Annotated in this window: 12 protein-coding genes; 7 read left to right on the top strand and 5 right to left on the bottom strand. The window is 63.5% G+C overall.

Translation table 11 applies throughout. The features are described 5' to 3' along the window. Nucleotides 1-18: 18 nt before the first annotated feature. The 3 genes from ACTJK6_RS10980 (at nucleotide 19) to ACTJK6_RS10970 (ending at nucleotide 2,315) form a co-directional block, all read left to right on the top strand. Nucleotides 19-963 carry a LysR family transcriptional regulator gene (locus ACTJK6_RS10980; RefSeq protein WP_232039721.1) on the top strand — a complete coding sequence of 315 codons (945 nt, stop codon included), beginning with the start codon at nucleotides 19-21 and terminating at the stop codon, nucleotides 961-963. Between the two features lie 97 nt (nucleotides 964-1,060). Next, a complete protein-coding gene (locus ACTJK6_RS10975; RefSeq protein WP_232039720.1) occupies nucleotides 1,061-1,390 on the top strand; it encodes a hypothetical protein in 330 nt (109 codons plus the stop codon). Nucleotides 1,391-1,538: 148 nt separating this feature from the next. Beyond that, nucleotides 1,539-2,315: a Mut7-C RNAse domain-containing protein gene (locus tag ACTJK6_RS10970; RefSeq protein ID WP_440839042.1), complete on the top strand. Its 777-nt coding sequence runs from the start codon at nucleotides 1,539-1,541 to the stop codon at nucleotides 2,313-2,315. Here ACTJK6_RS10970 and otsA read toward each other — a convergent pair whose 3' ends face one another. The 4 genes from otsA to ACTJK6_RS10950 form a co-directional block, all read right to left on the bottom strand. After that, entirely contained in the window at nucleotides 2,316-3,746 is a 1,431-nt protein-coding gene (gene otsA, locus ACTJK6_RS10965; RefSeq protein WP_232039718.1) for an alpha,alpha-trehalose-phosphate synthase (UDP-forming), read from the bottom strand. After that, nucleotides 3,743-4,543, bottom strand: coding sequence for a trehalose-phosphatase (otsB, locus tag ACTJK6_RS10960; protein WP_232039717.1), 801 nt, complete (start codon nucleotides 4,541-4,543; stop codon nucleotides 3,743-3,745). Before otsB ends, otsA begins: the two co-directional genes overlap by 4 nt. A gap of 161 nt (nucleotides 4,544-4,704) precedes the next feature. After that, nucleotides 4,705-6,744: an oxidoreductase gene (locus ACTJK6_RS10955; protein WP_440839041.1), complete on the bottom strand. Its 2,040-nt coding sequence runs from the start codon at nucleotides 6,742-6,744 to the stop codon at nucleotides 4,705-4,707. 107 nt (nucleotides 6,745-6,851) lie between these two features. Further along, nucleotides 6,852-7,034: a hypothetical protein gene (locus ACTJK6_RS10950; protein ID WP_232039715.1), complete on the bottom strand. Its 183-nt coding sequence runs from the start codon at nucleotides 7,032-7,034 to the stop codon at nucleotides 6,852-6,854. A gap of 110 nt (nucleotides 7,035-7,144) precedes the next feature. On the opposite strand from ACTJK6_RS10950, the gene ACTJK6_RS10945 reads away from it, so the two are divergent. From ACTJK6_RS10945 to ACTJK6_RS10930, 4 genes are all read left to right on the top strand, one after another. Beyond that, the gene (locus ACTJK6_RS10945) at nucleotides 7,145-8,125 is read left to right on the top strand and encodes a tyrosine-type recombinase/integrase (protein WP_440839040.1); all 981 of its coding nucleotides are present in this window, start codon (nucleotides 7,145-7,147) and stop codon (nucleotides 8,123-8,125) included. Between the two features lie 166 nt (nucleotides 8,126-8,291). Then, nucleotides 8,292-9,317 carry a UDP-glucose 4-epimerase GalE gene (gene galE / locus ACTJK6_RS10940; protein WP_440839039.1) on the top strand — a complete coding sequence of 342 codons (1,026 nt, stop codon included), beginning with the start codon at nucleotides 8,292-8,294 and terminating at the stop codon, nucleotides 9,315-9,317. Between the two features lie 38 nt (nucleotides 9,318-9,355). Continuing rightward, a complete protein-coding gene (locus ACTJK6_RS10935) occupies nucleotides 9,356-10,783 on the top strand; it encodes a PAS domain-containing protein (protein ID WP_414562019.1) in 1,428 nt (475 codons plus the stop codon). A gap of 178 nt (nucleotides 10,784-10,961) precedes the next feature. Next, nucleotides 10,962-12,503, top strand: coding sequence for a methyl-accepting chemotaxis protein (locus ACTJK6_RS10930; RefSeq protein WP_232039712.1), 1,542 nt, complete (start codon nucleotides 10,962-10,964; stop codon nucleotides 12,501-12,503). 120 nt (nucleotides 12,504-12,623) lie between these two features. On the opposite strand, the gene ACTJK6_RS10925 is transcribed toward ACTJK6_RS10930, so the two are convergent. After that, nucleotides 12,624-12,932 carry an H-NS histone family protein gene (locus tag ACTJK6_RS10925; RefSeq protein ID WP_004627393.1) on the bottom strand — a complete coding sequence of 103 codons (309 nt, stop codon included), beginning with the start codon at nucleotides 12,930-12,932 and terminating at the stop codon, nucleotides 12,624-12,626. Nucleotides 12,933-13,324 lie beyond the last annotated feature (392 nt).

Here is a 13,324-nt window from a genome sequence, read left to right as displayed (position 1 = left end):
GTCCCTAAGGAGCCGCAGATGGATCGCTTGCAGGCCATGCAGGTTTTCACGCGTGTCGTGGAAGCCAGCAGTTTCACCAAGGCTGCCGACAGCCTTCAGTTACCCCGCGCCACGGTGACGAACCTGGTGCAAAGCCTTGAGGCGCATCTCGGCGTGCGCCTGCTGCACCGGACCACGCGCCGTGTGAATGTCACCGCCGATGGCGCTGCGTATTACGAGCGCTGCGTGCGTCTGCTCGGCGATCTGGAGGAGACGGAGGCCGCGTTCTCGCAAAGCGCATCGGGGGCACGCGGCACCTTGCGCATCGACGTGCCTGCGTCGATTGGCAAACGGTTGCTTGTGCCGCGCATTCGCGATTTTCACGAGGCGTACCCCGATCTTCAGCTGGAGATCGGCATGAGCGATCGCACGGTCGACCTCGTGCAGGAAGGTGTGGATTGCGCCGTGCGCGGCGGCGAGTTGCAGGACTCCAGCCTGGTTGCGCGCCGCATCGGCCAGCTGTCGATGGTCAATTGCGCGTCGCCGGAATACCTTGCGCGCTTCGGCACGCCCAAGACGTTGGAAGACCTGCAGGACCACACGGCGGTGAATTACTTCTCTGCGCGCAACGGCCGCCGCATGGATTGGGATTTCGTGATCGACGGGCAGAAGCAAATCCACAAGGTGCGCAGCATGGTGTCGGTCAACGATGCCGAATCTGCGGTGGCGTGCGGCCTGCACGGCCTGGGTCTGCTGCAGACGTCGCGCTTCCTGGTGTACGAGCACCTGATGTCGGGCGCGCTGGTGGAGGTGCTGCCGGACCATATTTCCGAGCCGGTGCCCGTTTCGGTGGTGTATCCGCACAACCGGCACCTGTCGCCCAAGGTGCGGGTGTTCGTGGACTGGGTGGCGACGCTGTTTGCCGACCACCCGTGCCTGCAGCTCAAGGAACATCCGCGGCTGGAGATTGTTAGCGCCGCCTGAACAGTTATTTCTGCAAAGCCGCATTTATCAGACGGGAGCAACGATCTATTCTGCCCTCCAAGCGCAACAACGAGCGCAAACGAACAAGGAACAGATCATGAACTCCCGCCTCTTCTCCGCCTTCTCCCGCCGCGCTCTCCTGGCCATGGTGGCCACCGTGTCGGCTTCCGCCGCGCTGCTGTCGCAGCCCGCAACGGCTTCCATCCAGCCCAACTTCGATGCGCCGGCCGCTACGCAAGCGGGCCGCTTCGATCCGTACACGCAAGGCGCCGACCGCCAGGCCGATACCTACGGCTATCTGTCGTGGAAGAACGATCGCTTCGACCCATACAGCCAAGGCGCTGATCGCCAGGCGGATACGTATGGCTACCTGTCGTGGAATGGCGATGCGAGCTACCCGAATGGCGGCGCTGCCTCGCGCGCATAAACCGCGCACCAGTTGAATTTCTCCTCCTCCCTGTTTGCGGCGTGACTCTAGCGGTCACGCCGCATTTTTATTCGTCAAGCTCCGGCAGAACGCTTGCAGCGCGGCCGTGTGAGCGCGCCGATGTCGGGTTGGGAGTATCGTGGCAGGCATGCAAACTGTCGTCCTCACGTTCGATTCCAGTCTGACGCCGCTTCTTCCGATGGCGTTGCGCGGGCGTCCCGTTGTGCGCGCCTGGGCAGAGGGCGCCACGCTCAAGCACGCCATCGAGGCGCTTGGCGTGCCGCACACGGAGGTTGGGCAAGTCCTGGTGGATGGCGCACCCATGGGTCTGGAGGCCATGTTGCCCGGCCGGGGGCACGTTGCCGTCTCAGCCGTGGAGCCCCTGTTGCCGACCGCGCCGCTGCACTTTCTGTGCGACGCTCACTTGGGGGCCACGGCTCGGCTGCTGCGCATGGCGGGTTTTGACACCGCCTACGACAACAACTACGCCGACGCGGCCATCGAAGCGCTGGCCCTGGGCGAAGACTGGATCGTGCTCTCGCGTGACCGTGAGCTCCTCAAGCGGCGCGGCATCCGCCGGGGCGCATTCATCCGCGCGCGCGAGCCGCAGGCGCAGATGCGCGAAATCGTGACGCGCCTGCGGCTGGCCGATGTGGCCAGGCCGTTCTCACGCTGTCTTGAATGCAATGTGCCGCTGCGCATGCTGAGCGCCGAAGAGGCTTCCGCCAGCGTGCCGCCTCGCGTGCGCGAGCGCCAGCGCCTCTTTAGCACGTGCGATGTCTGCCGGCGTATCTATTGGCCCGGTTCGCACTGGGCACGCATGAATGCCGTACTGGCTGACATGCTGTCGCCCCAGCACTGCCATTCCTCAGACTTATCGGAAGCCTCCGAGCGTATGTCGCGCACTGGCAGCGCAGGCGCTTGACTACTGCGACGGCGCGTTGCGCAGATCGGCCACAAACCGCTCGCGCCAGATGGTGAGGTTGGCCGCGCGCAGCCGATCCATCATGTGGGCGTAGCGGGCTTTGCGTTCTTCCAGCGGCATCGTCAATGCGCGGTTCAGCGCCTCGGCCATGCCGCGCGTGTCATACGGGTTGACGATCAATGCGGCATCCAACTCGCGCGCCGCGCCGGCAAAGCGCGACAGCACCAGCACGCCCGGGTCTTCCGGGTCTTGCGCGGCCACGTATTCCTTGGCAACGAGGTTCATGCCATCACGCAGCGGCGTGACATAGCCGATCTGCGAGCTGCGGAAGAGCGCCATCAGCACGCGCCGTTCGTACTGCTTGTTGATGTAGCGGATGGGCGTCCAGTCCAGCTCCGAATGCTTGCCGTTGATCCGCCCCGACTCTGCCTCCAGCCGCTGCCGGATCTGCTGATAGGTCTGCACATCCTGGCGCGACGTTGGTGCTATCTGGATGAAGGTCACGTGGCGGCGATGGTCCGGAAAATCGTCCAGCAACTGCTCGAACGCACGGAAACGCTCGGGCAGCCCCTTGGAATAGTCGAGCCGATCCACGCTCATGATGAGTTTCGTGGGCTGTTGGCCTTGACCTTGTCCCTGACCGGCGATGCGCTCGCCGCGCGGGTTCGCATGCCGCGTGAACGGATTGCGCCGTGCCAGCGACGCCTTGGCCTGCTGCGCAATCTCGTCCGGATGCACGCCGATCGGGTAGACCTCGGCGCGCAGCGTGTGGCCGTAGGCGTGCACGGGGCCGTTCTGTTCCTTCTGTTCGATGTAGCCGCGCGCCTCCCGCTCGATATAGTCGTAGAAGGCCACGCGATCGGTCTCGGTCTGGAAGCCGACCAGATCGTACGAACACAGCGCGCGCATGAGGTCTTCATGCGGCGGAATCGTCGTCAGGATTTCCGGTGATGGAAACGGAATGTGCAGGAAGAATCCGATGCGGTTGGTGAGCCCCAGCGCGCGGCACTCCGCAGCAAATGGAATCAGGTGGTAGTCGTGCACCCAGAGGATGTCATCGGGCTGCACCAGTGCCTTGAGCTGGTGCGCGAACTGCGCATTCACGCGCCGGTAGCCGTGGTACTCCTGGCGCTCGTAACGTGAGAGGTCCACGCGGTAGTGGAAGATCGGCCACAGCGTCGCGTTGGCAAAGCCGCGGTAGTACTGATCGTAGTCCTTGCGGTTCAGGCCGACGGTGGCATAGGTGATGTTGCCCTTGGTGACGATGTTCGGCTCGTGCGAAACAGTGGCAGCGGTTTCGCCGCTCCAGCCGAACCAGATACCGCCGGTTTCACGCAGCGCATCGAACACACCGACGGCCAGGCCGCCCGCGGTTCCCTGGCCCTCGGTAACGGGCGCAACACGGTTGGAGACGACAACGAGCCGGCTCATGCCGCACCTCGCTTGGCCGGGGCAGTCAGCGTTGCCAGCCATGCTCGCAATGCCGCGGCATCTTGCACGCGCCAGCGCGCTTGGCTCGGGCCCGCACCCACCTTGATCGACCAACCATCCAGCGCATTGACGGCATCGAAGGCGCTTTCATCGGTCAGGTCGTCACCGGCAAACAGCACGGTGCGGCCCATGAATGGCGGTTCGGTCATCAGCGTATGCACTACATCGCCTTTGCTGGCGCCGCGCGGCTTGAGTTCGACAACCATCTTGCCGGCCTGCAGGCGCACGTGGTCGGCATAGCGGCGGGCAAGGCGGTCAGCCACCGTCAGCACGGCGTTCTCGGCCTCTGGCGCGTGGCGGTAATGCAGGGCAAAAGCGATGCGCTTGCTCTCCAGCACCACGCCGGAAAACTGTGTCGACAGTTGCGTGAGTTCGGCGCGCAGCTCGCGCTCCAGCCGGGCGAGTGCATCGGCGTCGGTGCTCAATCGCACGAAGCCGCCGTCTGCGTAACGGCGTTCGGCGCCGTGCACGCCGGCGATGACGAGGCCGGGCAGAGACAGGCGGGACTCCACGTCGTGCACCGTGCGGCCGCTGATGATCGCCAATGCGCCGCCGCTTGCGGCGTGCAGCGCGGCCAGCGTTTCACGCAACGGCGCAGAGACATGCACGGCATCGGGCTGCGGCGCGATGTCGACGAGCGTGCCGTCAAAGTCCAGCAGGAAAGCCGTCCGGCCCAGGTCCAGTGAGGGCAGCGGAGCGGCGTTGGCAGAAGACTGAGGAGAGACGTTCTTGGGCAAACCGGTTCTTGTGAATGTGCGTGATGCGCCTTTTCACGCAAGAACCGGGCCGACCGCGCCAGCCGTTGTCATTTCGGCATTCGCGGTGGTTTGGCGGTGGCGGTCAGATTGTAAAAACGGCCACGTGATGCAAAACCTTCATATGGCGCGTGACCGATACGTCATAACGATGCGGCCAAGCGGGTGCCTTGGTTGATGGCACGCTTGGCATCGAGTTCGAGGGCTTCGTCAGCGCCGCCAATGACGTGCACCTTGGCTCCGCCCGCCTGCAGCGGCCCGACCAGTTCACGCAGCGGCTCCTGCCCTGCACACAGCACGATGGAATCGACTGGCAGCCATTCGGCGGCTTCGCGTTTTTCGCCGTAGCTCACGAGTAGGCCTTCGTCGCTGATGCGCTCGTAGTTGACGCCGCCGACCATGCGCACGCCCAGGTTTTTCAAGCTCGTCCGGTGGATCCAGCCGGTGGTCTTGCCCAGGCCGCCGCCGAGTTTGCCGGCGCGCCGCTGCAACAGGATGATCTCGCGTGCAGGTGTTTGCGGTTTTGGCCGGATGCCATCGACACCGCCACGCACTTCGGTCGGATCACCCACGCCCCATTCGGCGCGCCAGCTTTGCAGATCCAGCGTGGGCGAGTGGCCATCGAGCGCCAGGAATTCCGCCACGTCGAATCCGATGCCGCCTGCGCCGACAATCGCCACGCGCTTGCCCACCGGCTTCCGATGCCGCAGCACATCGATGTATGACAGCACGCTCGGATGGTCCTGCCCCGGGATCTTCGGGTTGCGCGGCGATACGCCCGTCGCGATGATGATCTCGTCGTAGTTGGCTGCCAGCAATTGCTGCGCATCCACGCGCGCACCCAGGCGTGGCGTCACGCCGGTGGCCTCCACCCGGCGCTTGAAGTAGCGCAGCATCTCGTGAAATTCTTCCTTGCCCGGAATCGTCTTGGCCATGTTCAACTGGCCGCCGAGTTCCTGGGCTGCGTCGAAGAGATCGACCGCGTGCCCGCGTTCGGCCAGCGTGATGGCTGCCGACAAGCCCGCAGGCCCTGCGCCCACCACCGCAAACCGCCGCTTGGCGGGCGTCGGTCGGATGACGAGTTCGGTCTCATGGCACGCGCGCGGGTTGACGAGGCAGCTCGCAATCTTGGCCTTGAACGCGTGATCCAGGCACGCCTGGTTGCAGGCGATGCAAGTGTTGATGTCCTGCGCCCGGTTGGCGGCGGCCTTGCGCACGAAATCGGCATCGGCCAGCAGCGGGCGCGCCATCGACACCATGTCGGCCCAGCCATCGGCCAGCACGGTTTCGGCCACCTCCGGCGTGTTGATGCGGTTGGACGTCACCAGCGGAATGCCGACTTCGCCTTTCATCTTCTTCGTCACCCATGCAAAGGCCGCGCGCGGCACGCTCGTCGCAATGGTCGGGATGCGTGCCTCGTGCCAGCCGATGCCCGTGTTGATGATGGTGGCGCCCGCGCGCTCCACGGCCTTGGCGAGCTGTACGACTTCTTCCCACGAGCTGCCGTCGGGGATCAGGTCGATCATCGACAGGCGATAGATGATGATGAAATCCTTGCCGACCGCCTCGCGCGTGCGCTGAACGATTTCCACGGGCAGGCGCATGCGGTTGGCATAGCTGCCGCCCCAGTCGTCCGTGCGCTTGTTGGTGTGCGTGACGAGAAACTGGTTGATGAAGTAGCCCTCGGAACCCATGATCTCGACGCCGTCGTAGCCGGCTTCACGGGCCAGTTGCGCGCACCGCACGAAGGCGCGGATCTGCCGCTCGATGCCGCGCGCGGACAACTCGCGCGGTGTGAACGGGCTGATGGGCGAGCGCAGCGCCGTGGGCGCGACAGCGAACGGGTGGTAGCCATAGCGGCCGGTGTGCAGGATCTGCAGGGCGATCTTGCCGCCTTCCTCGTGCACGGCGTTGGTGACCGTGCGGTGGCGGCGGGCCGCGCCATGTGTGGCCAGGCGCCCGGCAAAGGGCTTGGTCCAGCCTGCAATGTTGGGCGCGAATCCGCCCGTGACCATCAGCCCGACATCGCCGCGCGCCCGCTCGGCAAAGTAGGCGGCCAGCCGGTCGAAGTGGTTGCCATCTTCCAGCCCGGTGTGCATCGAACCCATCAGCACGCGGTTCTTGAGCGTGGTGAAGCCAAGGTCGAGGGGCTGAAGCAGGTGGGGATAAGGGGAGGAGGGCATGTCCGGCGCAGGAGGAGGCGCTGCGATGATGTGGAAACGCGCCGGACGGTAGCACCCAAGCGCCCGTTGGAACAACAGGGCGGGGTTCTAGATGTGTGGTGTGCGCGTCAGGATTTTCCCGACTTTTTCGGGTCGTCTTCGGTTGGCTTGCCGAGCAGCGCTTTCAGCAGTTTGTTCTGGGGAATCGCCTTGCCGGTGCCTTGGCCGGGCTTGCCGGTGCGCTGGGCGTCGCGCTTGAGATTGTTGGCGATCTTGAGGCCCTTGAGTTTTTCGAGGTCGGTTTTCTTCACGATGGGGTCCGCAATGGGATACAGGAGCTGCGTGTTACGCTCGGCAGGATACGCGAATTGCCACACCCCCGGTCCGCCCACAGCCGTTTTTCAGCATTTCCGCTACCGCATTGACCGCATTCACGCCGCCCGCCACGCCCATTCCGGATCTGTTCCAGCCCAGCCTGCAAGACTGGGCCGAGCGGCCCGCGCAAGCCTTCGAACATTGGCTGGCCGCACGCGGCTATCGCGAATCGTCGGCGACGGTATATCGCGCAATGTGGCGCAAATGGCTGCGCTGGGCCGAGTCGCACCAGCGCGCATTGGCCGATTGGAGTGCCGGCGACATCGCTGCCTTTCTCGACGAATCGGGCCTGACCAAGCTGCATCGCTACCGTTACGCGCGCCTGATCGAGCGCGTCTTCCATCAGATCGAACAACAACGTATTGGTACGCACAACCCTGCAAGCTCTGCGGTGCAGCAGAAGTTGGCCGAAGGTGAGAACGATCCGACCACGTTCCTTTCATTGGCTGAACGTGCGGCAATCGAGGCGTCACTGGAGGTGGGAGCGCACGCCAGCGAGGCCGCCGCCAACGCCAGCGCGTTCAAGCTGGCGCGCGACCGCGCACTCGTAGCCGTGTGCCATGGCGCGGGGCTGAAGGTCGCGCAGGTGCAATCGTTGCTGCTCCGCCAGGTTGATGAGGCGCTGGAGTCAATCACCGTCGAGCGCCCGCGCGGCCCGTCGTACAAGGCGCCCGTGCTTGAAGCTGCGCGCCCCGCGCTGGCCGCCTGGCTGGCGGTGCGCGCACACGCAGAGGTGCCGGGCGAGCGCGTGTTCGTCGCCGATGCGGGCGGGCGGGTCATGCACGCGGCGTCGGTGTACCGGCGGGTGGAGGCATGGCTGGCTGCGCTGCCGGCTTTGCTGCACCGCAGCGAACGGCTGTCGCCGCAGACGCTGCGCAACGGCTACACCGCCGCGCTGTTCGACGCAGGCGCAGACCCTGCTGAGGTGGGGTACGCACTGGGCCTGCGCGATGCGACTTCGGCGTGGCGTCTGCGCGCGGCCTATGCTGAGTGGCAGGCCGCCGCGCATCCCGATGGCCAGCGGTAGTGCCGCTTTGTGGGCAGTCAGGCTTCAACAGCCCGCGAACCGTTGGCGGGCTTTGCTATGATCGCGCTGTTTTGCGCGCTGCGGAGCAGGTCGGCGCAGCGTAGAACGACGATGCCGGGTTCAAACCGGCACGCTAGCTCTCTCCTTCCTCGATACCTCGCACCCCATGACAGAAACCATTCTGCTGACCGGCGCTACCGGCTACATCGCCTCGCACACCTGGGTTGAGTTGCTAGACGCGGGCTACCAGGTGATCGGCCTCGACAACTTCTGCAACAGCAGCTCGACTGTGCTGTCTCGCATCGAGCAAATCACCGCCAAGACACCCAAGTTCGTTCAGGGCGACGTGCGTGACCGCCGCTTGCTTGACGACCTGTTTGCCAGTTCGCGTATCTCGGCTGTCATCCACTTTGCGGCGCTCAAGTCGGTGGGCGAATCGGTGCAGAAGCCGCTGGCCTATTACGACAACAATATGGGCGGGCTGGTCACGCTGTGCGCGGCCATGGCGCATGCGAATGTGCGCCAGCTCGTGTTCAGCTCGTCGGCAACGGTGTATGGCAATCCGCATACCGTGCCGATTACCGAATCGTTTCCGCTGTCGGCCACCAACCCGTATGGCCAGACCAAGGTGATGGGTGAGCAGGTGCTGCGCGATCTGGAGATTTCCAACGCCGCCTGGCAAATCGCTTATCTGCGTTATTTCAACCCGGTGGGGGCACACCACAGCGGCCTCATCGGCGAAGACCCGCGCGGCATCCCCAACAACCTGATGCCGTACGTGGCACAGGTGGCGGTCGGCAAGCGAGAGAAGCTCTCGATTTACGGGGGTGACTGGCCCACGCCCGACGGTACCGGCGTGCGCGACTACATCCACGTGGTGGATCTGGCGCGCGGGCACCTGTCGGCGCTCGACACGCTGCGCCGTGACAACCGCGGCTTTACCGTCAACCTCGGCACGGGCCGTGGATATTCGGTTCTGGAAGTCGTGGAAGCCTACAAGCGCGCCAGCGGCAAGCCGGTGCCGTATCAGATCGTGGATCGGCGCCCCGGCGATATCGCAGCGTGCTATGCCGATCCGGCACTGGCGGCCTTGCTCTTGGGATGGCGCGCGCAATACGGCATCGAGCGCATGTGTGAAGACTCCTGGCGTTGGCAGAGCATGAATCCGGACGGTTTTCAAACCCGTGGCTGATTCATTGAAGTGCCCGAACCAACTGGAGACGCCCCTCCGTGGATGAGGCGTTCATCGCTCACCTGATCCGTACGCTGGCGCATGCACTGTTGCCGGCGTTGCTGCCATTTGTTGTGGCCTGCGCGGCGGGCAGTTTGCTGCTGCGGTTGCTCGATGACTTGCGCAGCGCGATGGCCCCGCGCACGCGCGTGCCGCTGGTCATGACGGCGTTGCTCTCGGCGGTTGGGCTGTGGGCGGTGCCGCTGCTGCCGCTGCTTGCGCACTGGCCCTTGCACGAAAACAACGCGGTGCTTGTGATGACGCTGGCTTCGTTCTGCTGGAGCCTGGCCGTTGCGGCATTGTGGTGTGTGCTGGGCGGCCGTGCAGGTCTGATGCGCGCCATGTTGCTTGGCGTGTTGCTGAGCGTAAGCGGGCCGATCGCGGTGTTGCTGCTGGCCGGCGTGACAAGCTTCAGCGCCACGGCTTGGGAAGACGCTGGGCTGCTCGCTATCGTCATGGTGCTGTCGGCCATGGGGTGTGCGGCGGCGCTGCAGTTTGCGCTTTCGGCACGATCGGGGGCGACTGGGGTGGCGGTGCGTCGCCCCGGCGTGAGTCTGTTTTTGAGCGTGCTGTTTGGCATCGCGTTGACGGTGGATGCCGTGTACACGGCGTCGCTTGCAGGCGCGTTTTCACCGCTTTCCGCCACGCCGGGCAATGCGCCCGCTGGGTTGCAGTTATTGCTGGTGATTGGCGCGGTTGCAACCGTGCTGGCTGCGTTGCTGCTGGGCTATCGGGACCGCGCTACGGGCGACACTGCCACCGCCATCGCGGCGCGCGAAATTCGTCTGCGCAAGGAAACCGTACAAGCGCTGAACGACCTGGAGCAGAGCTACCGCCGCCGCGAAGCAGAACTCGTTGCACGTCATCAACTGCTGCTCGACGGCGCAGATGTCGGCCTTTGGGAGTTCGATCTGGTCACGCGTGCCGCGCAGTTTTCCGCCCGCTTTGCCGGGATGCTCGGCTATTCGCTGAAGGAGATTGGCCCAAGCACGAGCGAGTATCTCCGCCTCGTGTATCCGGATGATCTGCCCATGGTGCTCAATCGCATCCAAGCACATGTTGACGGCAACACGCCCGCATACGTGGCTGAATTCCGCATGCGGCACAAGGATGGGAGCTATCGCCAGATCGCTGCGCACGGGGTCGCAGTGCGAGACGCCGGTGGCCATGCCGTGCGCATGGCAGGGTCGCATATTGAGGTGACTGCAAAAGCAGCCTCGTCAGAAGTTGCCGTGTCAGCAGCTTCGATCGCTGCCGAAGCACCTGAAACGCTTCGTCGTCATGGTTTGTGGGAGTCATGGACACCCGTCGACCATCCCGCCGCAGAAGCCGTCGCATCGCAAAAGGAATCGACATCAACGCCCGTGCCCGCTACAACCTCCACAGGCGGCACGCTTCCGAGCATCAATCCTGACGCCTTGCGCTGAGGCGTTTTCTTTCTTTCCCGTTCTCGCTGGCGAACGGGTGCTTGAGTATATGTCCTACTCAAGTTTTTCGCGTTTGTGTTCGATAGCTCAAGCAGAGCGCGTGTAATCGCGCCAGGGGAGCGCCGCAAACGGCATGCGTGCCATGCGCGGATACAAGAAACGCTTGGAGGGAAGGAAGATGAATCGACTCACGCTTCGTCAGAAGCTGTGGCTGCCGCTCGTCCTGAGTTGGCTTTGTCTGTTGTTGATCACGTTGTGGAGCGCCTGGGAAACCCGCACCCTCCGTCTGGAAGAACGCGAGCGCGACTTGCAGAACATCAGTGAATCCGTATTCAGCATCATCAAAGACTACGGACAGATGGCGCAAGACGGCAAGCTTACCGCTGACGAAGCGCGCGCCCAGGCCCTCGCGCGCATCAAGGTGATCCGCTACGGTAAGGATGGCTACTTCAGCATTAACCAGACCAACTCGGTGATGGTGATGCACCCGATCAAAGCCGAAATGAACGGCAAGGACATGTCGGGTTTTACCGATCCGGCAGGGAATCATCTGTTCCAGGAAATCTCTCGCGCGGGCAAGAGCGGCGGCGGTTTTGTCGATTACCTATGGCCGAAGCCCGGCGCGGAGGCACCGCAGCCGAAGAAGAGCTACGTGCTGTATTACCAGCCGTGGGATTGGTGCCTCGTCACGGGCACCTACATGGACGACATCGCGACCGCATTCCGCGCCTCGCTCGTCAAGGCGCTGGGGCTGCTGTTTGGCGTCGGCTTCCTGATGACGGTGGTGGTCGTGGCCGTTACCCGCAGCCTACAGCGCCAGTTGGGGGGCGAGCCGGCCTATGCTGCCCATATTGCCGGCCGCATCGCCGCGGGTGATCTGGCTGTGCAAGTTGAAACCCGCTCGGGCGACCGCGACAGCATGCTGTTCGCCATGTCGCAGATGCAGCAGCAACTGACCGGCACGATTGGCGACATCAAGAATTCGGCGGATTCCATTGCGAGCGCCACCAAGCAGATCGCCGCCGGCAATGCCGACCTGTCGCAGCGGACCGAGCAGCAGGCCTCGTCGCTGGAGGAGACGGCGTCGAGCATGGAAGAGCTGACGAGCATCGTGAAGCAGAACGCTGATAACGCGCGTCAGGCAAGTACGCTGGCCGTCAACGCGTCGGATATCGCAGTCAAGGGCGGCGAGGTGGTGGGGCGCGTGGTCGAGACCATGTCCGGCATCAACGAAAGCAGCAAGAAGATTGCCGACATCATTGGTGTGATCGAGGGCATCGCCTTCCAGACCAACATCCTGGCGCTGAACGCTGCCGTCGAGGCCGCGCGCGCGGGCGAGCAAGGCCGCGGCTTTGCTGTGGTGGCAGGCGAGGTGCGCAGCCTGGCGCAACGCTCAGCAAGTGCGGCCAAGGAGATCAAGGAGCTGATCGGCGATTCGGTGGGCCGTGTGCAGAACGGCTCGGCGCTGGTGGAAGAGGCCGGTGTGGTGATTCAGGACGTGGTGACCGCCGTCAAGCGCGTCACAGACATCATGGGCGAAATTTCCGCGGCGTCTGACGAGCAGAGTTCCGGCATCGAACAGGTCAACCAGGCTGTGAATCAGATGGACGAAGTGACGCAGCAGAATGCCGCGCTCGTGGAGCAGGCGGCGGCCGCAGCGCTGTCCCTGGAAGAGCAGGCGCAATTGCTGCGCACGGCAGTGGGGCGTTTCCAGGTATAACCCCGCTTGACCTCTGTCACGCAGAAATGCAAAAGGCCGGCAAATTCGCCGGCCTTTCTCTTTTGTGGTTTCCGGCGCGCCTCTTTGTGCGGGCTCGGAATGCTGCGCTGAAAGCGCTGCTCAGGCAACCAGAAAATCCTCCATCTTCCGGCCCGACGACAACTCCTTTACCAGCCAGCCCGGTCGCTTGCCACGACCCGTCCAGGTATTGCCGTTGTTGTCGCGGTAGCGCACCGGCACCTTGCGGCCAGCCTTCTTTGAGGCCACTGCGCCCTTGGCGCCAAAACCGAGGTCTTCGGCGGTCAGGCCGTATTCCACGATCTTGTGCTTGATTTCAGCAATCACCGTTGCTTGTTCATTTGCCCGGAGTTCATCGGCTTGGCGCTGCAGTTCAGAGATCTTCTGAACGATTTCCTTGTAAGTCGGCATTATGGATTCCTCAACATTGCAATTGAAACATGGGCACGCTCCCCGTAGCCCAGGGCATTATAACGACTTTGCAGGTGAGAATTGAATTTCGTTAAGACCTCATGTCAACGGCGTGGCTCTTTTGCTGCGCCGCTTTTGCGCAAACCCTTATGTGGCGGGCGTTTGCGGGGTGTGTCGAAATCGTAAACATATGAACCATTGCAAAACCATTGGGCTGTATTGCAATCGATGCAGCGCACTCTCTACGCAATCCCGACACAATTCCTTTCTTATGTGACTGCTTCATTGCTTCGGCAATCGCATCTGCCATTCACCTAATATTTCCGAATATGAAGGTGAAAGGTTGCTGAAAGGTTGTGTCGAATGCATCAAACCGGCGCATTTTCTGTGCC

This window comes from Ralstonia sp. 22086, from assembly GCF_052045975.1.
Classification (GTDB): Bacteria; Pseudomonadota; Gammaproteobacteria; order Burkholderiales; family Burkholderiaceae; genus Ralstonia; species Ralstonia wenshanensis.
Note: the sequence above shows the minus strand (reverse complement) of the source record. Positions and strands in the feature narration are given on the sequence as shown.

Coding starts and splice junctions, on each gene's coding strand:
- ACTJK6_RS10930 (WP_232039712.1), top strand. CDS start 10,962: ATGAATCGACTCACGCTTCGTCAGAAGCTGTGGCTGCCGCTCGTCCTG.
- ACTJK6_RS10955 (WP_440839041.1), bottom strand. CDS start 6,744: ATGCCCTCCTCCCCTTATCCCCACCTGCTTCAGCCCCTCGACCTTGGC.
- otsA (WP_232039718.1), bottom strand. CDS start 3,746: ATGAGCCGGCTCGTTGTCGTCTCCAACCGTGTTGCGCCCGTTACCGAG.
- ACTJK6_RS10970 (WP_440839042.1), top strand. CDS start 1,539: ATGCAAACTGTCGTCCTCACGTTCGATTCCAGTCTGACGCCGCTTCTT.
- ACTJK6_RS10925 (WP_004627393.1), bottom strand. CDS start 12,932: ATGCCGACTTACAAGGAAATCGTTCAGAAGATCTCTGAACTGCAGCGC.
- ACTJK6_RS10975 (WP_232039720.1), top strand. CDS start 1,061: ATGAACTCCCGCCTCTTCTCCGCCTTCTCCCGCCGCGCTCTCCTGGCC.
- ACTJK6_RS10980 (WP_232039721.1), top strand. CDS start 19: ATGGATCGCTTGCAGGCCATGCAGGTTTTCACGCGTGTCGTGGAAGCC.
- galE (WP_440839039.1), top strand. CDS start 8,292: ATGACAGAAACCATTCTGCTGACCGGCGCTACCGGCTACATCGCCTCG.